Consider the following 19,589-nt stretch of genomic DNA (forward strand, 5'->3'; position numbering starts at 1 on the left):
GAGCCGTGCGTCGGATCGGTTTGCCCATTGCCTCCCCCCAAGTCGGCTCGCCGGCAAAAGAAGGAAGAATTTGATGAACCAGATGAACCCCGCTTTCGTCATGCCGGACGTGCAAAGCACGGTCGACACCCGGCAGATTCCGATCCAGCGCGTTGGTGTGCGCGGTGTGCGTCACCCGTTGTCGGTGCGCCTGGCTGACGGCGAGGTACAGGCCACGGTTGGCCTGTTCAATCTCGACGTGCACCTGCCTGCCGACCAGAAGGGCACGCATATGTCGCGTTTCGTGGCGCTGCTCGAGGCGCATCGCGCGCCTTTGGATGTCGCGGGTTTTCGCGCCATGCTGGGCGATATGCTCGAAAAGCTCGAAGCCGAAGCGGGTCGCATCGAAGTCACGTTCCCGTATTTCATCAACAAGACGGCGCCGGTCTCGGGCGTGCAAAGCCTGATGGATTACGAGGTCACGCTGACCGGCGACGTGCGCAATGGCGAGACGCGCGTGTGGCTCAAGGTGCTCGTGCCCGTGACGAGCCTGTGCCCGTGCTCGAAGAAGATTTCGCAGTACGGTGCCCACAATCAGCGCTCGCACATCACCATCGATGCCGAAATTGCCGGCGACATCGCCGTCGAAGCATTGGTGAAGATGGCGGAAGAAGAAGCCTCTTGCGAGCTTTGGGGCCTGCTCAAGCGTCCGGACGAGAAGTATGTCACCGAGCGTGCCTACGAGAATCCGAAGTTCGTCGAAGACCTGGTGCGCGATGTGGCGACGCGTCTGAACGACGAGCCGCGCATCGTGGCGTATGTCCTGCAAGCCGAGAACTTCGAATCGATCCACAATCACAGCGCCTACGCCGTGATTGAGCGCGACAAGCGTCTCGCCGCCTGATCGCGATTGTCGACGCCGGGGTAGTACCCGGCCTCGAGAACGTAAGGTACAAAAAACCGCTCCTTGGAGCGGTTTTTTCATGGGCGCGTGCGCAAGTGTGTCAGACGCTGCGTACGATATCGGCAAGATCCCAGCGCGGGCGTACCGTGTACGCATATTCGCTGTCGGCTTCATCGGGCCAGTGCTTGAGGCGCATGGCGCCTGCGAAGGCGATCATCGCGCCGTTATCCGTGCAGAACGCCAGATCGGGGTAATGCACGCGATAGCCGCGTCGGCGCGCCGCTTCGTTCAGGCCTTCGCGAAGCTGCTTGTTCGCTCCCACGCCGCCCGCAACCACCAGCGTCTTCATGCCGGTCTGCTTGAGCGCGGCCATCGACTTGGCGACGAGCACGTCGACGATGGCATCGACGAAGCCTCGTGCGAGATCGGCCTTTTCCTGCTCGCACACGTTCCCACCGAGATTGCGCACTTGCGTGAGCACGGCGGTTTTCAGGCCACTGAAGCTGAAATCGAGATTGCCCGAATGCTTCATCGGACGTGGCAGGTCGTAGCGACCAGGCGTGCCGAACTCGGCCAGCCGAGAGACGGCCGGGCCGCCCGGATAGCCGAGCCCCAGCAGTTTGGCAGTCTTGTCGAATGCTTCGCCTGCGGCGTCGTCGAGCGTTTCACCGAGCATGGCGTACTGTCCGAACGCGCGCACTTCCATCAATTGCGTGTGACCGCCGGAGACCAGCAGGGCAACGAACGGGAAGCCGGGCGCGTCAGGCGCCAGCAGCGGTGAGAGCAGGTGGCCCTCGAGGTGATGCACGCCAACGACCGGGCGGTCGAGGGCGAACGCCAATGCATTGGCCACGCTGGCGCCCACCAGCAGTGCGCCTGCCAGACCGGGGCCTTGCGTGTAGGCGATCGCGTCCACGGCGCTGAGTGGCTTGCCGGCCTGTGCCAGCACTTCCTCGGCCAGCGGCAGCGCGCGACGGATGTGATCGCGCGAGGCCAGTTCGGGCACGACGCCGCCGTACTCGCGATGCATCGCGATCTGCGAATGCAGGGCGTGCGAGAGCAGCCCGGCCTCCGTGTCATAGAGGGCGAGTCCGGTTTCGTCGCAGGAGCTTTCAATGCCTAGAACCAGCATGGCGGGAGGAGATGCGTGCAGCGTCAGTAAAGGGATAACCCGGAAGTATACCAGTCGGCCCTATCCCCCGCCGGTTACAATGCGCGCCATGGAAAAGTTCGATGTAGCGATTGTGGGTGCCGGTGCGGCCGGTCTGATGTGCGCGGCCGTGGCCGGGCAACTCGGACTGCGCGTGGTGCTCATCGATCATGCGACGCGTCTCGCCGAGAAGATCCGCATCTCGGGCGGCGGTCGCTGCAATTTCACCAATATCAACGCCGGACCGGCCAATTATTTGTCGGAGAATCCGCGTTTCTGCCGTTCGGCACTGGCCCGTTACACGCCGCGCGACTTTCTGGACCTGCTCAAGCGGCACCGCATCGCGTGGCACGAGAAGCATCGCGGTCAGCTGTTCTGCGACGAGAGTGCCGAAGACGTTATCGAAATGCTCCGCAAGGAGTGCGCCGCCGGACACGTTCACTGGCGGATGCCGTGCGCCGTGCACACGGTCGCGCATACCGAGGCAGGTGGGGCACATCGCTACCACTTGACCACAGATGCCGGGCATATCGCCGCAAAGCGCCTGGTAATCGCCACGGGCGGCCTGTCGATTCCAAAAATCGGGGCGACGGACTGGGGCTATCGCATCGCGCGCCAGTTCGGGCTGGACATCATCGAGCCGCGACCGGCGCTGGTGCCGCTGATGTTCGATGCGTCGACCTGGGCGCCGTTCGCTGGCTTGTCAGGGTTGTCGCTGGAAGTTGAGGTAAGCACCGGTAAGGGTAAAGAAGCCGGCAGTTTCGTCGAAGATCTGCTGTTTACCCACCGAGGGCTATCCGGGCCGGCAATTCTGCAGATTTCCAGTTTCTGGGTGCCGGGGCAGCCCATTACCCTCAATCTGGCGCCATCGTCGGACATCGAGGCGGCATTGTTCGAGGCCAAGGCGACGTCGAAGCGGCAGTTGGCCAACCTGCTGGCGCAATGGGTGCCCGCACGGCTGGCCGATGCGTGGGTCGCCAACAGCGGCTTGTCGCCGCAGGCGCGTGTGCAGGAATTGCCCGACAAGGCGCTGCGCGGGCTGGCGCAGGCTTTTTCCGGCTGGACGCTCAAGCCGTGTGGCTCGGAGGGCTGGCGAAAGGCGGAAGTCACGCGCGGCGGGGTGGATACCCGTGCGCTGTCGTCGGCAACCCTGGAGGCTCGCGCGCAGCCGGGACTGCATTTCGTTGGCGAAGTCGTGGATGTGACGGGATGGCTCGGGGGGTACAACTTCCAGTGGGCATGGGCGTCTGCCGTGGCTTGCGCGCAGGCAATGTCTGAAAGTGTGCGTGCCGAGATGGGCGCCGCAGGCGGCGGCCCGGGGTAGGTCGCTACGTCGTAGACGGCCACTCCTGTGCCGTGATACGCTCTCTCCTTCGTGGAGACGACGCGCTTATGGTGTCGGCGCCTCCGTCGAGCCCGCTTGTGATCGCGTGTGTGATCGTTCCCGCAAGCGGGTTTTGTGCTTTCTGCCTCCGTTCGCCCCAGCGCCAATGCACCGGCTGCGGCCGCGTGCGGCCTGTGTCTGGTGGTGGTCGTCCTTTTTTTTGGGGCGGCATGCACTACACTGAAACGTATTCGAATTCCGGAATCCCTGCTCATGAGTCTGAAAGAACGCATCACCGAAGACATGAAGACGGCCATGCGTGCCAAGGCCGCCGAAAAATTGGGGACCATCCGGCTGCTGCTCGCGGCAATCAAACAAAAGGAAGTCGACGAGCGCATCACGCTCGACGATACGGCTACCGTGGCCATCGTCGACAAGCTGATCAAGCAACGCAAGGATTCCATCAGCCAGTTCCAGGCTGCCGGCCGCACCGATCTGGCCGACAAGGAGGCCGCCGAACTCGAAGTGCTCCAGGTCTACATGCCGCAGCAGCTCTCGGCAGATGAAGTCGCACAGGCCGTCAAGGCCGCTGTGGCGCAGACGGGGGCCGCGGGTCCGCAGGACATGGGCAAGGTCATGGGGGTGCTCAAGGGCCAACTGGCCGGGCGCGCCGACATGACGGCCGTGTCCGCGCAAGTGAAGGCGGCGTTGGCTGCGTAATCCAGCGGTGCGGTCCGGCGCCGTTGCTCGGGTGACGGTGCCGCGCTGCATTGTGATGACCTCGATCCAGTGATTCCCCAGTCGTTCCTGCAGGATTTGCTCAACCGCGTCGATATTGTCGAGGTGGTGGGCCGTTATGTGCAGTTGAAGAAAGGCGGGGCGAACTTCATGGGGCTGTGCCCCTTTCATAACGAGAAGTCGCCCTCATTTACGGTAAGCCCCACCAAGCAGTTCTATCACTGCTTCGGGTGTGGTGCGCACGGCAGCGCGATCAGCTTCCTGATGGAGCATGCCGGGCTTGGATTCGTCGAAGCCGTCGAGGAGTTGGCCCGTAACGTCGGGCTGGATGTGCCGCGTGAGGCGCCGATGCCGGGCGCGCCGGCGCCTGCCGCGCAGCGTGCGCAAACCCTCGGCCTGGTCGACGTCATGACGCGCGCCTGCGACTACTATCGCAAGCAATTGCGAGGGGCGCCGAGCGCCATCGAATATTTGAAGCGACGCGGTTTGACAGGAGAGATCGCCGCGCATTTCGGGCTGGGTTATGCCCCGGATGCCTGGCAGAACCTCGAAGCCGCGTTCCAGAACTACCGCGACGATCAGTTGCTCGACGCCGGTCTCGTCATCGAGAGCGAGAAGGGCGAGGCGGGCGGCGCGAAACGGCGTTACGACCGCTTTCGAGACCGGATCATGTTCCCGATCCGCAATACGAAGGGGCAGGTGATCGCTTTCGGCGGACGGGTGCTGGACAAGGGCGAGCCGAAGTATCTGAACTCACCCGAAACACCGCTGTTCAGCAAGGGCAGCGAGTTGTACGGCCTGTTCGAGGCGCGAATCGGTATTCGCGACGCGGGCTATGTGCTGGTGGTCGAAGGGTATATGGATGTGGTTGCGCTTGCGCAACTGGGTTTTCCGCAGGCTGTGGCCACCTTGGGCACGGCGTGCACGCCGATGCATGTGCAAAAGCTGTTGCGCCAGACCGAGACGGTGGTGTTCAGCTTCGACGGTGACGCCGCGGGGCGCCGTGCCGCACGCCGGGCCCTGGAAGCCTGTTTGCCGCATGCCGACGATAACCGGAGTTTCAAGTTCCTGTTCCTGCCAAGCGAGCACGATCCGGACAGTTTTGTGCGCGAGTACGGTGCAGAAGCCTTCGCCGGCGAAGTGGCGCATGCCATGCCGATGTCGCAGTTCCTGATCGGCGAGGTGACGTCGGGCAAGGAAATGCACCAGCCGGAAGGTCGGGCGCGGGCGCTTTTCGAAGCCAAACCGTTGTTGCAGCAAATGCCGGCGAACGCGCTGCGCGGCCAGATCATCCATGCGCTGGCCGAGCGTGTGGGAAGTTCGGTCGAGGAAGTTGCCGAACTTTGCGAACTGCAGATCGGCGCGGCGCGTCGCCAGAATACGTGGGACAAGGCCCCGGCCAAGCGCGAGAAGCGACGAGTGGTCGGCACCGAACAGCGGGCATTGCAGAACTTGCTGATGTTCCCGGGGCTGGGAAACGAATTAACCGAAGACGAGACCAAGATATTGCGGGAGGTGGGGCAGCACGGCGAGATTTTCTCGGAAGTGCTGTCGCTCTGCCGTGAGATGGGCGCGCAGGCCGATTTCCGTTATATGTCGGATCGGCTGCGAATTTCGCCGAACTGGGCGAGTTTCGACGACATCCTTCGCGAAATTCTCTCGTTCGAGGAGAACGCCCGCGACCTGATGCTGTTCGATCCGGCCGACGAGGCGCAGGTCGAGCGTCGGGAGGAGCAGATTGCGTTGCGACTCACCGAGTTGCGCAGCGCGATTCAGCGTATGCATTACGACGGCCTGTGTCAGGAAATCGACGCAATGCTCCGGCAGCCGTCGCTGACGCCGGACGACATGCGTCTGTTCCAGTCGCTGTCGCGTCAGCGGGACGATTTGAAGCAGTGGCTGGCTACGGCCGGCTCAGGGGGCACGCGAAGTTGAGGTAAGCCCGCGTGCTATAATGGAAAGTTTTCAGTGGGCTGTTTTCTGGCAAGCGAGATCGCTATGGCAAAGATGACAACGACCAGCGGAAAAAAGACGGTTATCCCTTCACCGACGGCAAAGCGCGCGACTAGCGCGGCGGCGGCATCTGGTGGGAAGGGGGCGTCTCGTTCTGCATCGGCTGGCGTTGCACCGAAGTCCGGCGAGGTCGCGCAAGCCTCGAAGAAAACGGCCAGCCAGGCAAGTTCGGCGAAACGTACTACGCAAGTAAAGGCAGCCGCCGGCGCAACGAAGACGACCGGCAAGACGGCTGCGAAGGTGACCGATGTCACCAAGCGCAAGAGTGCGACCGCCGCGAAGGTGGGGGCTGTGAAAGCAGTCAGGCCGACGGTGAAGTCCGAGCCGCCCGTCAAGACGACGAAGGCAGCAAAGGCGGTAACGGCCACCAAGGCGACGGCAGGCGGGAAACCGCAGGCCCGACAACCCGCTGAAAAAAGCGCGAAGAGCGCAACTACCGCCAAGGCCACGAGCCAGGCGGGCCGCAGTACACCTGCGACGCAGGCCCCACGCAAGACCGGGGCTTCCCGCAAACCCGAGGCAGTGGAGGTCACGCCGGTTGCAGTTGAGCCGCCCGTCCAAAAGACGCGTGGCAAGGCCGCGAAGACCCTCGCCGCGGGGCCGCAAGGCGTCGCAGGGCATACTTACGATCAACCCGTGAACGAAGATCAGACCAAAGTGGAAAAGCAGAAGGCGCGTGATCGCCGGGCAAAAGAGAAAGCACTTCTCAAGGACGCATTTTCCTCGCACCAGCCCGGTACGGCCGAGGAACTTGAGGAGCGTCGCGGCAAGCTGCGGACACTGATCAAGCTGGGCAAGGAACGAGGCTTCCTGACCTTTGCAGAGATCAATGACCACCTCCCCGACGACGTGGTCGAGGGCGACGCGCTGGAAGGCGTGATCGCTACGTTTAACGACATGGGCGTGGCCGTCTACGAGCAGGCGCCCGATGCGGAAACGCTGCTGCTCAACGACAATGCGCCGAACGCCGCGACGGACGACGAAGTTGAAGAGCAGGCGGAAGCCGCCCTTTCGACGGTCGACTCCGAGTTCGGTCGCACGACCGACCCGGTGCGTATGTACATGCGCGAAATGGGTACGGTCGAGTTGCTCACGCGTGAGGGTGAAATCGAGATCGCCAAGCGCATCGAGGAAGGCCTAAAGCACATGGTGCAGGCCATCTCCGCATGCCCGACGACGATCGCCGAGATCCTGGCGATGGCCGAGAAGGTCGAGCGCGAAGAAATGCGTATCGACGAAGTGGTCGACGGCCTGATCGATCCGAACGCGGAAGCCAACGCCGCCGCGGCTGCCTCTGACGACGAAGACTTCGACGCCGATTCGGACGAAGAAGAGGAAGAAGAGGAAGAGGAAGAAAGCGAAGAGGAAGACGACAGCAGCGGCAACGGCGGCGGTGCTTCGGCAGCGCAGGTCGAGCAGCTCAAGCGCGACTCCCTCGCCAAGTTCGCCGCGATTGCCGATTGGTTCGGCAAGATGCGCCGCGCGTTCGAGAAGGAAGGCTATCAGTCGAAGCCTTACGTGAAGGCTGGCGAGTCGATTCAGGCCGAACTGATGACGATCCGCTTCACGGCGCGTACGGTCGAGCGTCTGTGCGACACGCTGCGTTCGCAAGTGGACGAAGTGCGCAACATCGAGCGTGCGATCCTGAACATTGTGGTCGACAAGTGCGGCATGCCGCGTGCTGATTTCGTGTCGCGTTTCCCGGGCAACGAAACCAATCTCGACTGGATCTACACGGTCGTGGCCGATAACAAGGCCTACAGCTCGGTCGTTGAGCGTAACGTGCCGGCTGTGCAGGAACTTCAGCAGAAGCTGATCGACCTGCAGGCGCGTGTGGTGTTGCCGCTGGCCGAGTTGAAGGACGTCAATCGCAAGATGTCGGAAGGCGAGCGCCGTGCCCGCAAGGCCAAGCGTGAGATGACCGAAGCCAACTTGCGTCTGGTGATCTCGATCGCGAAGAAGTACACGAACCGTGGCCTGCAGTTCCTGGATCTGATCCAGGAGGGCAACATCGGTCTGATGAAGGCGGTGGACAAGTTCGAATACCGTCGTGGTTACAAGTTCTCGACGTACGCGACGTGGTGGATCCGTCAGGCCATCACGCGTTCGATCGCTGACCAGGCACGTACCATCCGGATTCCGGTGCACATGATCGAAACGATCAACAAGATGAACCGGATTTCGCGTCAGATTCTGCAGGAAACCGGTGTTGAGCCGGATCCGGCAACGCTGGCCGAGAAGATGGAAATGCCGGAGGACAAGATCCGCAAGATCATGAAGATCGCGAAGGAACCGATCTCCATGGAAACGCCGATCGGTGACGACGACGATTCGCATCTGGGCGATTTCATCGAAGATACGGGCACGGTAGCGCCTGCTGACGCCGCATTGCATGGTAGTATGCGCGACGTCGTGAAGGACGTGCTGGATTCGCTGACGCCGCGTGAAGCCAAGGTGCTGCGCATGCGTTTCGGTATCGAGATGAGCACGGACCACACGCTCGAGGAAGTGGGCAAGCAATTTGACGTGACGCGTGAGCGTATTCGTCAGATCGAAGCCAAGGCACTGCGCAAGCTGCGCCACCCGAGCCGTTCCGACAAGCTCAAGTCGTTCCTCGAAGGCAATTGATTGCTGCTGAGCGAGCGCCGGTAGTTTAGGGCCGTTAGCTCAGCGGTTAGAGCAGGGGACTCATAATCCCTTGGTCGCTGGTTCGAACCCAGCACGGCCTACCAAGAATAGGGCCAGCAGACGAAAGTCTGCTGGCCCTTTTTTGTTGCCTGAATTCGATGTTCAGAAAAATCCGATAGAAGATCAGACGCTTCGCAATTCGCACCGGGGCACGGTTACGTATTCTCCATTACACCGAGCGCTGCCCTGTTGCATGCGCCTCCGGTGTCGCCATCCCTCAATGGCTGACGACGCGCACAGTGTTCGTCATCCCGGTAGCACCGAGGGTTCGCGCTCGTCTCGTTGCAGTCCAAGTGGACGATCTGGATGCTCGTATGAACAATCTGGCATTTCCAAGTTCTGGATGCGTTGGCGGCGGCTCTCCGCGCTCATCCGCCAGCGTCCCGGTCATGGATTCGGCCGAAACCGAGTGGCCGCCCATTTCGGCCGGGGAGATCGCGACCGGACTGACGCGAGGTGAATTCTGGCTTGCCTTTCAGCCCATCCTGGATGTTCGAACGGGCGGGATTGCCGGTGCGGAAGCCTTGCTGCGCTGGAATCATCCGCGCTTCGGGCACCTGCTGCCGGGAAGTTTCCTGAGCAAGGTCGGTCCGGATGACGTGCAGATCAAAAGGCGCATCGCCGATTTCGTCGTCGAGGCACTGTGTGCTCAAGCTGGCGTGTATCAACGGTCGAATGTGAAGGCATCGAGCCAGGCCTATGTCAGTTTCAATGTGGAGCCCACGTTGTTGCTTGACGCTGATTTCAGCGAAGGGTTGAAACGGCAGTGCATGTGTCATGGGGTCGATCCGTCACGTTTGGTGGTGGAGATCCTTGAGACCGAATACGCGTCGCACGTCTTGTCATTGGACGACGCTTTGCAGCCCCTCAGAGAAATGGGCGTGCGCCTGGCGTTGGACGATTTTGGCGCCGGCTACTGTTCGCTTGCCAGGATTGCTTCGCTGGGTGTCGACAAGGTGAAAGTGAGCAGGGAGCTGATGCGCAATCTATCCCTGGGCACGCGCGGACACACCGTGCTGACGGTGCTCCTGGAACTGTTGAGAAAGCTCGATGTAGATATCGTCGTCGAAGGCGTGGAAACCGTAACCGAGGCGCGGTGGCTTCGACGGAACAGGGTCTCGGAAATGCAGGGATTCTATTTTTCGCGGCCTTTGCCCGATCTCGTTTCTGCGCTCACCGAAACGCCGGAAATCCGATCGAGGCTCGCCCGGGCCGGTATCGCCCCCGACGAGGTGGCTTAGTGGACATGAAGACGGGCTGCGAGTCTTCACTTCATTCACGCGCTTGTGCAGGATCGTTTTCAACTTGTGAAGGACGACCGGATTCAAAGCGACTGTGCCGGCCCGAGCTTCAACCTGACCATCTCTGTTCGTTCGCTGACCGCACGTAGTGCCCCCTCCCCGCGGTCGGTTTTGGCCCGTGAGTCGTTCACGGGCTATTTTTTTGCGTTGACGATCGCGAACGGGAGTGACGCGGTCGCGTTGTCAGCGACCGCGCTTTCTTGCCAGGGGACTCCACCAGCGCGAAAGCCGTTCTGGCATCGCCCCCATCGATTTCCCCCGGTTAACGCAGCTTCAACGCCCGAATCCTCAGCAACGCCATCATGCTGATCACCGCCGCGCCCATCAGGTAGAAACTCGGCGCGAGTTTGCTTCCGGTGACCTGTATCAGCCAGGTGATGATGAACGGGGCGAAGCCGCCGAAGATCGTGACCGCCAGGTTGTAAGCGATCGACATACCCGTCGTACGGGTTTGCGTCGGGAACAACTCGCTGAGCAGGGCAGGCATGCCGCCGTAGTACGCCACGCTCACCAGCCCGATGCCGATCTGCATGGCAATCATGGTGCCGAACGTGGCATGCAGGTCGAGCACGTAAAACGCCGGCCAGGAAAGCAGCAGGATCACGACGGCGGCACCGAGCATCATGCCCGTGCGTCCGTGCTTGTCCGACAGATGCCCCACGATCGGCGCGCCCACTGTCTGAATCACGCCGGTGGCGATGATGGCCGTGAAGACCGTCGACGCCGACACGCCGAGCTGCTTGACGGCATATGTCGGCATGAACAGGATCAGGTAGGCCGAAACCGTGGCGAGCACGACCACACCGATGGCGAGCAACAGGCGCTCCTTCTGGCTCGAGAACGTATCGGCCAGCGGCGATTGCGTGGTCTCGGCCGCCACGAACTCGGGTGTCTCGTCCATGTGCGTTCGGATGTAATACGCTACCGGGCCGATTGCCAGGCCGAACAGGAACGGGATGCGCCATCCCCAGCTTTGCATCTGGGCATCGCTCAGACTACTCGTGAGCACGGCCCCGAAGACCGACGCCAGCAAGGTCGTCATGCCCTGACTCGACGACTGCCAGCTCGCATAGAAGCCTCGCCGCGACGGCGCCTGCTCCGCGAGAAACGCGGTGGCACTGCCGTACTCCCCGCCGGCTGAAAAGCCCTGGATCATCCGAGCGAGAACCAGACCGATCGGCGCAAGCACGCCAATGGATGCATAGGTCGGCATCACGCCGATGATGAGTGTGCCGGTCATCATCAGCGTGATCGACAACGTGAGTGCGGCCTTGCGGCCAGCCTTGTCGGCATAAACGCCAAGCACGATTGCGCCGAGCGGGCGCATGAAGAACGACACGCCAAACGTGCCCAGCGTGAGCAGCAGCGACACGGTCGAGTCGCCCGCCGGAAAAAACAGCCTGGAGATCGTGACGGCGAAAAAGCCGTAGACGACAAGGTCAAACCATTCGAGCGCATTGCCGATGGTGGCGGCCGCGATGACCCGCCACGCAGGCGTGGCCGGCTTCGCATCGGCCGGCATTGCGAGAGACGCATTGTTCATTGCGATTCCTTGGAGTGCAGAAGACTTGCCGAATCGAGGGTGACGCGACACCAGCGAGATGCCGCGCCGACCCGATGGATCATCAACCACGCGGGACGACGCGCGCGCACGGCATCACGTCGCCGACAGCCCGCAAAGCGCCTGAAGCACGGCAACGCGGCTTTGGCCCAGCACCATGCCCTTCCACACGTCGTGATCGCAATAGAACGCGTCGCGCACGCGCCGACGCAACGCCGTCGCGACGTCGGCCGGTGCGTCCGGATGCGCGCGCAGCCAGGCCTCGCCGCGCAACGCGCCGATGACTCCCTCGAACGGCTGCGTGCCGTACTCCATCGCCATCAGGGTCGGGCGCGATTCGGGGCAGCACGTGTAGATCGTGGAGGCCAACTGGCCCGTCACATCCACCGACGCCGACGTGCCTGCAAATGGCACCGCGATGTCCGCGCCCCACCATTGCCGGGCGCGATCGACTTCCTGCTCGTTGCGCCGACCCGCGAAGATCTTCTCGCCGTGCCCCTGCGGCCCGAGTCCGGTGTGGTAGTCGATCCAGCCGATGTCGGCAAAGCTTGCGGCCTGCGTGCGCAGGACGTGCGAGACCGTCTGCAGCGAGCGGCTTTGGGCCTGGCCGCCGTAGAACAGGCCACTGGCGTGCGTGTACTGCCCGCTGGAAACCGCGTTGCGGAACCGTTGTACGCCGTGGCGCTCGATGTACTCGGCGATGGCGCGCTCGTTCTGCGGCGTGGGCGGCCATTCGGCCGGCACGAGCCAGTCGTGGACATCGGCATAGTCGGCGTTGACCGGTAGCGGATGCGTGCCGAAGGCCTGCGCGTTGCGATTCAGGTCGATGTTGTCTTCGTTGGTACGACTCCCCCACGAGAAGCCATACGGATTCACCGCGTGGATCAGCAGCAGGGCCACACCGGCCTCGGCCGCTCGTGCGAGCATCGGCGCGTCGTCGAGCAACGCCACCTGGCAACCCGAGCCGCAGTGCCCCTCGGCGCCATGCGTGGCCGACGTCAGGATCAGCAGGCGGCGGGCGTTCGCCGGTGCGATCATCGCCACGTCGGTCGACAGGGCTTCGCCCTGCGCGCCAGTGGCATCGACCGGGTACGAATCGATCCGGTCGGTGTGCCGTCGGGCTGCGCTCAGAAAACGCTCACGCGCCTCGGCGTAGGTCGAAGAAAAGTAACGCTCGGTGTCTTGCGATGTCGTCATCCCCATCCTCCTTGCCCGCACACCGGCCTGGCCGGTGCAGGTATCGGTTGTTGTCGTGACTCGTCTGCGTCGCCGTGCCGCGCCACCGGAGAGGGCGGCACGTTGCACGTCGGCAGACGGGTTACGGGGATCTTATCGCTCTGCCCCTATACCCAAAAGATAAGAAATTTATTCTTGGTATCAGCATTTCTTATCGCGTGGGGCGGCCGAATCAACAGGAGGCGATCGTCGTGCGCAGCCGTCTCAGGCGGCGGCCGCCGTCAGACTCGCCGCCGCGTCCGCGAGGCAGTTCATCAGGCAGCGCGCGGCCGGCGTGGGCTGCGACGCTGGCCGTGTCACGAGCGTCAGCCACGCCATCGGCAGCGGTTCGGCAGGATGAAACAGGCTCAGGTTTGCGATGCGTTGGCGCCGGTCGAGCACCACGCGCGAGAAGATCCCGAGCGCGTCGGAGTTCTCCATGATGCTCAACGCCGTAACGATCGAGCGACACGAGATCACGTCTTGCGGTGGGTTCAGGCGATAGTCCCGGAACACGCGACTCAGATAGTCGGTCGCGCTGTCGCCAATGCCCGGCACGAGCCACAGGCTGTCGCGCAATTCCGCAATCGACTTCGCGCCGCGCAGCGGATGCCGCTTGCGACCGACCACGACCAGTTGCATGGGCAGCAGCACGGTGCGCTCGAATCCGTCGGCGGCGCCGCCTTCGAGTTCGGTCAGCACGGCGAAGTCGAGACGCCCGGCTTCCAGCTGGTCTTGCGTGTGGGGGGGAGCAGACTCGCTGATCGTGAGTTCGACGCGCGGCATACGCTCGCGAAAGCGCTGCAATGCCGACGGAAACAGCGACAGCGCTGCGGTCGACGAAATCGCGATGTTGAGGCTGCCGCCCGCACCGTCGCGCATCTGGTCGAGCTCATCTTGTGCCTTGCGCGCTTCTTCGAGAATCAGATGGGCGCGTTTGAGCAATGCCTGACCGAATGGCGTGAGTTCGATGCCCTTGCTGCCGCGATGCAGCAGGTGCGTGTCGACGTTGCGTTCAAGCTCGCGCATGATGCGCGTGACCGCTGGCTGGGACAGGCCGAGCACGCGCGCTGCGCTGCGAATGCTCTGCTGCTGGGCAACGATGGTGAAGGCGTGCAGATGCTGAAGGTTCATGCGGGCGTCTCGCGCGAACGCCGGCCGGTGCAGGGCGCCGGCCGGCGCATCGTCTCTGTTTTGTTTCTGTTTGCCTGAACGGCATCGAGATGCCGGTGATCAGGAAATGATATCGCGAGACGCACGAGTGCCCGTTTTCTGTTGCATGCCGGACAGGATCAGGCCGACACCGTCTCGCCCTCACGACGCGTGAGCTTCGGGCCGACGCCCGGCTTGACTTGCAGCATTGCGAACACGCCGACCGCCGTGGCGACTGCCGTAGCGATGAACATCGACGAATAGCCGTACTTGGCCGACAGTATCCCGGCGAGCGTGGGGGCGAGCACCGAGGCAATGTTCGCGATGAAGTGCATCAGGCCGCTGAACGTGCCCACGCGAGTGGGTGCGGTGTCGATCACCACCGCCCAGTACACCGAGTTCGGCAGGGCATTCAGTGCGTTGCCGAGCGTCATCAGCGCGATCACGGCCCACACGCTTTGTGCCTGCGACACCAGCAGGAAGCACAGCGTCGTGCAGGTCAGCGCGGCAGCGGCGAACCAGCTACGGGCGATCACCAGCTTGCCCGTCTTGCGATACAGCCAGTCCGAAATGCGACCGCCGAGCAGCACCGTCACACACGCGCCCGTCCAGGGAATCATGCCGATATACCAGAGCGACGACAGCGTGAAGTGAAACTCGTCGGCCAGATACTTCGGCGTCCACGTCAGCAGCATGAAGTTCACGTAGATGAAGGCAAAGTAGCCGATCGAGTTGAACACCAGCGTCTTGCTCTTGAAGAAGCTCCACCACGGCATGTCGTTCGCGGCTGCGGCGGCGGACGTGTTCTGTGCCGGACGTCCCGCCTGAATCAGCGCCACTTCGGCGGCGTTCACGCGGGGATTGTCTTCGGGACGATTCGTGTAGACGCGTGCGAACAGCGCAATCAGCACGAAACCCGCAATGCCGAGCACGACATACATCGTGCGCCAGCTATCGGTCAGCAACAGCAGGCCGACGGCCACCGGTGCCGTGAGCAACGCGCCCAGCGGCGTGCTCAACAAGCCGATCGACACCGCGAAGCCGCGCTCCGACGGCGACGCCCATGCGGACATCGTCTTGTTGATGATGGAGTAGGCCGGTCCCTCGGCGAAACCGAACAGCACGCGAATCGTGGCGAACCCGGTCAGTGCCGAGCCACCGAACACCGCGATCCCGATGTCGCCTGCCCAGATCATGGCGATGGCGAACGCCGACCATGCGATGCCGGCAATCACCCATACCTTCTTGGCGCCCAGACGGTCCGCCAGCGCGCCGCCGAAGAGGGCGCCGAACATGTAGCCGTAGCCGAAGTAGCCGAGCACGGCACCCCAGCCCGCGCGATCGAAGCCGTATTCGGCCGTGATCTGCCCGGCGGAATACGAAATTGCGCCGCGGTCGATGTAGTTCACCAGGGCAATCACCACGATCAGCGCGAATACGGCGAACCGGTATCGCGTCGCTCCAGCGGCCGGATGGCCCACCGTTGTTGGTTGCATGAACGTCTCCTCAATGTTGGATCTGTGCGAAGCACCCGATGCCCTTCGCAAACGATTATCGATTATATATAATGCACAATGCATATCAACTGAAATCAAAAACCCAGCCTCCACCATGTCCAATTCGCTTCCCGTGGTTGCCGTCGCCTCGCTTGGCGGCACGATCAGCATGACGCCCTCCGACGCCGCAGGCGGCGTCGTCCCCACGCTAGACGCCACGCAACTGGCGCGCTCGGTGCCCGGCTTGTCCGAGGTCGCGACGATCACAACGGCGTCGATTCGTCAGCTTCCCAGCGCGTCGCTGCGCTACGACGATCTGATGGAGGTGCTTGCCTGGGCCGAGCAACAGATCGCGGCGGGCGCCGTCGGTGTGGTGCTCACCCAGGGCACCGACACGCTGGAGGAGACGGCATTCCTGCTGGACTTGTTCTGGAAGCTGCCCGCACCGTTGATCCTGACCGGTGCGATGCGCGCGCCGCAGGCGGCCGGCGCCGACGGTCCGGCAAATCTGCTGGCGGCCGTGCGCACGGCGATCCATCCCGACAGTGCAGGGCGCGGGGTGTTGGTGGTGATGAACGACACGGCACACTATGCACGCTGGGTCAGCAAGGGCGATTCGCTGGCGGTTCAGGCCTTCGTGTCGCTCGACGGCGGCGTTGCCGCGCGCCTGGTGGAAGGTCGTCCGACGTTTTTCCACGCGGCGCCGATGCGTGCAGAGCCGTTGGCGCGACCGGTCCGTGCGTGGCCGAAGGTGGCTTTGGTGAGCGCTGTTCTGGGCGACGAAGGTGAGCTTGCCGAACTCGCCGTGCAAGCGGGCTACGAGGCCGTGGTGATCGCGGCGCAAGGGGCGGGCCACGTGTCGTTCGGCTTCGCCGAGCGTATCGGGGCGTTGACGCAAAAGGTCCCGGTGGTGATCGCGAGCCGGGCAGCGGGTGGCTCCACCGCGTCGCAGACTTACGGTTACGTGGGGGCGGAAATCGATCTGGTCCGACGCGGGGCCGTGATGTCGGGGTGGCTCTCGGGACTCAAGTCGCGCCTGCTTGTGACGGCGCTCCTCGCCTCGGGCGTGGCGCCCGGCGCCGTGACGGAGGCCCTGGCAAATTGGAGTAAACTCACGCGTCGATAATCCTCACACCACACCGCTTTGAAAAGCACGTCCTCCGCATCTGCCAGCGTGTCCGGCACGTCTGGCCGCCGCCGTCTCACGGCATATCAATATGCCATCGAGACACTGCGTACCGAGATTCTGCAAGGCAAGCTCAAGGCGGGCGACCGCCTGCGGCAGGACGACCTCGCGCGCCGTCTGGAGATGTCGACCACGCCGGTGCGCGAAGCACTGCGCACGCTCGTCTCCGAGGGGCTGGTGTTCTTCGACGTTCATCGCGGTGCGGTGGTGCGGGGTCTGACGGTCGACGACGTCAACGAACTCTACCGATTGCGCAAGACGCTCGAACCGATGATGGCCGAGCAGGCGATGGCCACGATCAGCGAAGCGGACATCGCGCGCGCGCAGGCGCTGCACGCGGAAATGCTCGCCACGCAGGATGTCGTCAAATGGACCGAGCTGAATCAGGCGTTTCACGCGGCGCTGTGGGCGTCGCAGGACGAATCCCGCCTGGCGCATCTCATCAAGACGTTACGCGATGCGTCGGGTCCTTACATTGCGCTGTCGCTGTATATGCGGCCGGTGCACGTCGAGGTCAGCAATCACGAGCATCAGCAGATGCTCGACGAGTACCGCGCACGCGACGTGGCCGCTGCCCGGCGTCATACGGAAGATCACCTCGACGCCACGCTGCGCATCATCGTCAAGGCCATCGAGCAGAGCGAAGCCGAAGCGGCCGCCAACGACTGACCCGCATTGTCCTCGGCGCCGCATCGCCTGCGGCGGTGCCGTTCGTGCGCTGCACCGCTTTCTCTCCTCGGCATCCCCATCCCCATCAAATTCGCACGCCTGATGTTTCGCCATCCATAACGATGTGCGACGGCCGCCGCACGGCCATTTCCGGGGGATTTGCGATGGATGACTGTGAAGTTCCGGGTTAACACCTAAAGTTATCCCGCCGCCTGCCGTAAGTGCTGGGGTGGAATCCCACCTCGTGGAGCCGGTGGCCTGGGCGCCGGTTTCCTGTCTTTGACCCCCCAATCGCCGCAGGCCTGCCTGTCCAGACAGCATGACAGTATCTTCGCTTAGAACACGCATCATCCTGATCGCGTGTGCCACCGTTATTGGTGCACTGATCCTCTCCGGCATTACCACTTACGTCATCGTGCGCAACAGCATGATGTCGACCATCGCCAACACGCTCGACGCCGTCGCGCGCGGCAACACGCTCGCCGTGGAGCGTTGGGCGGCCGCCAAGGGCCAATCGGTCGTAGGCACCGCCGCCGCCGTCGAAAAGGGCGAACAGGGCGTGGCGCTCACCAAACTGCTTGGTGCAACGAACGGTTTCCCGATCTCCAGCATCGGCTGGAGCGACAAGTCTTACTTTTCGAGCGGTCCCACGCCGCCGGACTACGATCCGACCGTGCGCCCCTGGTACAAGGGCGCGACCGCCGCAGGCAAGCTGACGGTCGTCAAGCCGTACGCCGACATCGCCTCGGGCAAGCTGTACGTGTCGTTCGCCGCGCCGATTCTGCGCGACGGTCAGACACAAGGGGCGGTGAGCGGTGCCGTGCCGCTCGACGCGGTCCAGGAAGTCGTCAAGGCTGTGCATCCGACGCCGTCGAGCCTGGCCTTCGTGGTCTCGCGCGACGGTCTCGTGATCGCGCATCCCGACGAAAAGCTCATGCTCAAGCAGTCGAGCGATCTCGCCCAGACGTTGACCCCTGATGCGCTCGTCGGTCTGGAGCGCGCCACCGAACCGATGGAAGTCGAACTCGGCGGCGACACCAAACTGCTCAAGGTGCAGCCGGTGCCGGGCACGGACTGGCTGTTTGTCGTGGCACTCGACAAGGCGGAAGCCACCGCCGGGTTGTCGCGTGTGCTGAGTGCCACGGTGATCACGCTGATCGTGCTTACGCTGTGTGCCATCGGCATTGCGAGCTTCTTCACCTCGCAGGCGTTTCGCCGTCTGTCGCAGGTGCGCGACGCCATGGACACCATCGGCTCGGGGGGCGGCGATCTCACGCGACGTCTCGACGTCATCGGTCACGACGAAGTCGCGCAGATCTCCCGTTCTTTCAATGCCTTCGTGGACAAGATCAGCACGGTCATGGTCGATGTGCGCTCGGGCGTGCACGGCATGACGTCGGCGACCAGCGAGATCGAGACGGGCAACCGCGACCTGTCTCAGCGCACGGAGGCCTCGGCGGGCACGTTGCAGGAAACGTCGGCGGCGCTCACTGAGCTGACGGCCAGCGTCAAGCAGACGGCCGAAGCGGCCGAGCATGCCACGCGCCTCGCCAACGACGCGAGCGAAGCGGCGGCACGCGGCGGCGACGTGGTCACGGGGGCGGTCACCACGATGAGCGAGATCGCGCAGTCGTCGGAGCGCATCACCGAAATCATCGGCGTGATCGACGGTATTGCCTTCCAGACGAACATTCTGGCGCTCAACGCCGCAGTGGAAGCGGCGCGCGCCGGGGAGCAGGGCCGCGGCTTCGCCGTGGTGGCCGGCGAAGTGCGCACGCTCGCGCAACGCAGCGCTGCGGCGGCACAGGAAATCAAGACGCTTATCGAAGCCTCCGTGCAGAACGTCAAGAGCGGCACGCAGCGTGTGCAGGCAGCTGGCGACACGATGGGCGAGATCGTCGACGGCATTGCACGCGTGCGTCGTCTGATCGGCGAGATCCATAGCGCCATGACGGAGCAGAGCACCGGCATCAGCCAGATCGATCGCAGCGTCGCGGAGATGGATCAGTCGACGCAACAGAACGCCGCGCTGGTCGAGGAGTCGGCGGCGGCGTCGGCCATGCTCAGCGAGCAGGCGCGTAATCTGGCCGACACTGTCGCGCTGTTCCAGCTGCGCGAGCACAGCCGTCACGGCGTGACGATCGTGCGTCAAGCCGCCGGCACACAGCGCGACGAACCGGCACTGGCCGCCTGAGCCAGCGCATCCGGCAACG

The 19,589-nt window shown here is 63.4% G+C and carries 15 protein-coding genes and 1 tRNA gene; 10 read left to right on the forward strand and 6 right to left on the reverse strand.

Annotation, left to right across the window (positions count from 1 at the left end; translation table 11 throughout):
- Positions 1 to 73: 73 nt before the first annotated feature.
- Entirely contained in the window at positions 74 to 883 is an 810-nt protein-coding gene (gene folE2 / locus ABWO90_RS12235) for a GTP cyclohydrolase FolE2 (protein WP_353191502.1), read from the forward strand.
- Positions 884 to 983: 100 nt separating this feature from the next.
- Here the strand turns inward: folE2 and tsaD are convergent, their stop codons facing one another.
- Positions 984 to 2,015, reverse strand: coding sequence for a tRNA (adenosine(37)-N6)-threonylcarbamoyltransferase complex transferase subunit TsaD (gene tsaD / locus ABWO90_RS12240; RefSeq protein ID WP_353191503.1), 1,032 nt, complete (start codon positions 2,013 to 2,015; stop codon positions 984 to 986).
- A gap of 88 nt (positions 2,016 to 2,103) precedes the next feature.
- Here tsaD and ABWO90_RS12245 point away from each other — a divergent pair, with 88 nt between their 5' ends.
- The 3 genes from ABWO90_RS12245 to dnaG all read left to right on the forward strand — a co-directional run bounded on the left by ABWO90_RS12245 (position 2,104) and on the right by dnaG (position 6,030).
- Positions 2,104 to 3,357 (forward strand): BaiN/RdsA family NAD(P)/FAD-dependent oxidoreductase, encoded by a 1,254-nt coding sequence (locus ABWO90_RS12245; RefSeq protein ID WP_353191504.1) that lies wholly within the window; start codon positions 2,104 to 2,106, stop codon positions 3,355 to 3,357.
- Positions 3,358 to 3,630: 273 nt separating this feature from the next.
- Complete coding sequence (locus ABWO90_RS12250; protein WP_353191505.1) at positions 3,631 to 4,077, forward strand: GatB/YqeY domain-containing protein; 447 nt, start codon at positions 3,631 to 3,633, stop codon at positions 4,075 to 4,077.
- Positions 4,078 to 4,146: 69 nt separating this feature from the next.
- Positions 4,147 to 6,030, forward strand: a complete 1,884-nt coding sequence (dnaG, locus tag ABWO90_RS12255) for a DNA primase (RefSeq protein ID WP_353191506.1) — start codon at positions 4,147 to 4,149, stop codon at positions 6,028 to 6,030.
- Between the two features lie 14 nt (positions 6,031 to 6,044).
- Here the strand turns inward: dnaG and ABWO90_RS12260 are convergent, their stop codons facing one another.
- Positions 6,045 to 6,479 (reverse strand): hypothetical protein, encoded by a 435-nt coding sequence (locus ABWO90_RS12260; RefSeq protein ID WP_353191507.1) that lies wholly within the window; start codon positions 6,477 to 6,479, stop codon positions 6,045 to 6,047.
- A 151-nt stretch (positions 6,480 to 6,630) separates the two neighbouring features.
- Between ABWO90_RS12260 and rpoD the strand changes: the two genes are divergently transcribed.
- The 3 genes from rpoD to ABWO90_RS12275 all read left to right on the forward strand — a co-directional run bounded on the left by rpoD (position 6,631) and on the right by ABWO90_RS12275 (position 10,037).
- Entirely contained in the window at positions 6,631 to 8,736 is a 2,106-nt protein-coding gene (gene rpoD / locus ABWO90_RS12265) for an RNA polymerase sigma factor RpoD (RefSeq protein WP_353191508.1), read from the forward strand.
- A 28-nt stretch (positions 8,737 to 8,764) separates the two neighbouring features.
- A tRNA-Ile gene (locus ABWO90_RS12270) sits at positions 8,765 to 8,840 on the forward strand.
- 270 nt (positions 8,841 to 9,110) lie between these two features.
- Positions 9,111 to 10,037 (forward strand): EAL domain-containing protein, encoded by a 927-nt coding sequence (locus ABWO90_RS12275; protein WP_353191509.1) that lies wholly within the window; start codon positions 9,111 to 9,113, stop codon positions 10,035 to 10,037.
- Positions 10,038 to 10,359: 322 nt separating this feature from the next.
- Here ABWO90_RS12275 and ABWO90_RS12280 read toward each other — a convergent pair whose 3' ends face one another.
- The 4 genes from ABWO90_RS12280 to ABWO90_RS12295 form a co-directional block, all read right to left on the reverse strand.
- Positions 10,360 to 11,640: an MFS transporter gene (locus ABWO90_RS12280; protein ID WP_353191510.1), complete on the reverse strand. Its 1,281-nt coding sequence runs from the start codon at positions 11,638 to 11,640 to the stop codon at positions 10,360 to 10,362.
- 114 nt (positions 11,641 to 11,754) lie between these two features.
- Complete coding sequence (locus tag ABWO90_RS12285) at positions 11,755 to 12,855, reverse strand: M14 family metallopeptidase (RefSeq protein ID WP_353191511.1); 1,101 nt, start codon at positions 12,853 to 12,855, stop codon at positions 11,755 to 11,757.
- A gap of 243 nt (positions 12,856 to 13,098) precedes the next feature.
- Entirely contained in the window at positions 13,099 to 14,007 is a 909-nt protein-coding gene (locus ABWO90_RS12290) for a LysR family transcriptional regulator (protein ID WP_353191512.1), read from the reverse strand.
- 158 nt (positions 14,008 to 14,165) lie between these two features.
- A complete protein-coding gene (locus ABWO90_RS12295) occupies positions 14,166 to 15,521 on the reverse strand; it encodes an MFS transporter (protein ID WP_353191513.1) in 1,356 nt (451 codons plus the stop codon).
- A gap of 115 nt (positions 15,522 to 15,636) precedes the next feature.
- On the opposite strand from ABWO90_RS12295, the gene ABWO90_RS12300 reads away from it, so the two are divergent.
- The 3 genes from ABWO90_RS12300 to ABWO90_RS12310 all read left to right on the forward strand — a co-directional run bounded on the left by ABWO90_RS12300 (position 15,637) and on the right by ABWO90_RS12310 (position 19,570).
- Entirely contained in the window at positions 15,637 to 16,647 is a 1,011-nt protein-coding gene (locus ABWO90_RS12300) for an asparaginase (RefSeq protein WP_353191514.1), read from the forward strand.
- Between the two features lie 48 nt (positions 16,648 to 16,695).
- Entirely contained in the window at positions 16,696 to 17,376 is a 681-nt protein-coding gene (locus ABWO90_RS12305) for a GntR family transcriptional regulator (RefSeq protein WP_353191515.1), read from the forward strand.
- A gap of 319 nt (positions 17,377 to 17,695) precedes the next feature.
- Complete coding sequence (locus tag ABWO90_RS12310) at positions 17,696 to 19,570, forward strand: methyl-accepting chemotaxis protein (protein ID WP_353191516.1); 1,875 nt, start codon at positions 17,696 to 17,698, stop codon at positions 19,568 to 19,570.
- Positions 19,571 to 19,589: the final 19 nt, after the last annotated feature.

The organism is Pandoraea pnomenusa (assembly GCF_040391475.1).
GTDB classification, from domain to species: Bacteria; Pseudomonadota; Gammaproteobacteria; order Burkholderiales; family Burkholderiaceae; genus Pandoraea; species Pandoraea pnomenusa_C.

Excerpts from the sequence above, each read along its gene's own strand:
- folE2 (WP_353191502.1), top strand. The coding sequence starts at position 74 with ATGAACCAGATGAACCCCGCTTTCGTCATGCCGGACGTGCAAAGCACG.
- tsaD (WP_353191503.1), bottom strand. The coding sequence starts at position 2,015 with ATGCTGGTTCTAGGCATTGAAAGCTCCTGCGACGAAACCGGACTCGCC.
- ABWO90_RS12245 (WP_353191504.1), top strand. The coding sequence starts at position 2,104 with ATGGAAAAGTTCGATGTAGCGATTGTGGGTGCCGGTGCGGCCGGTCTG.
- ABWO90_RS12250 (WP_353191505.1), top strand. The coding sequence starts at position 3,631 with ATGAGTCTGAAAGAACGCATCACCGAAGACATGAAGACGGCCATGCGT.
- ABWO90_RS12275 (WP_353191509.1), top strand. The coding sequence starts at position 9,111 with ATGAACAATCTGGCATTTCCAAGTTCTGGATGCGTTGGCGGCGGCTCT.
- ABWO90_RS12280 (WP_353191510.1), bottom strand. The coding sequence starts at position 11,640 with ATGAACAATGCGTCTCTCGCAATGCCGGCCGATGCGAAGCCGGCCACG.
- ABWO90_RS12285 (WP_353191511.1), bottom strand. The coding sequence starts at position 12,855 with ATGACGACATCGCAAGACACCGAGCGTTACTTTTCTTCGACCTACGCC.
- ABWO90_RS12290 (WP_353191512.1), bottom strand. The coding sequence starts at position 14,007 with ATGAACCTTCAGCATCTGCACGCCTTCACCATCGTTGCCCAGCAGCAG.
- ABWO90_RS12295 (WP_353191513.1), bottom strand. The coding sequence starts at position 15,521 with ATGCAACCAACAACGGTGGGCCATCCGGCCGCTGGAGCGACGCGATAC.
- ABWO90_RS12300 (WP_353191514.1), top strand. The coding sequence starts at position 15,637 with ATGTCCAATTCGCTTCCCGTGGTTGCCGTCGCCTCGCTTGGCGGCACG.
- ABWO90_RS12310 (WP_353191516.1), top strand. The coding sequence starts at position 17,696 with ATGACAGTATCTTCGCTTAGAACACGCATCATCCTGATCGCGTGTGCC.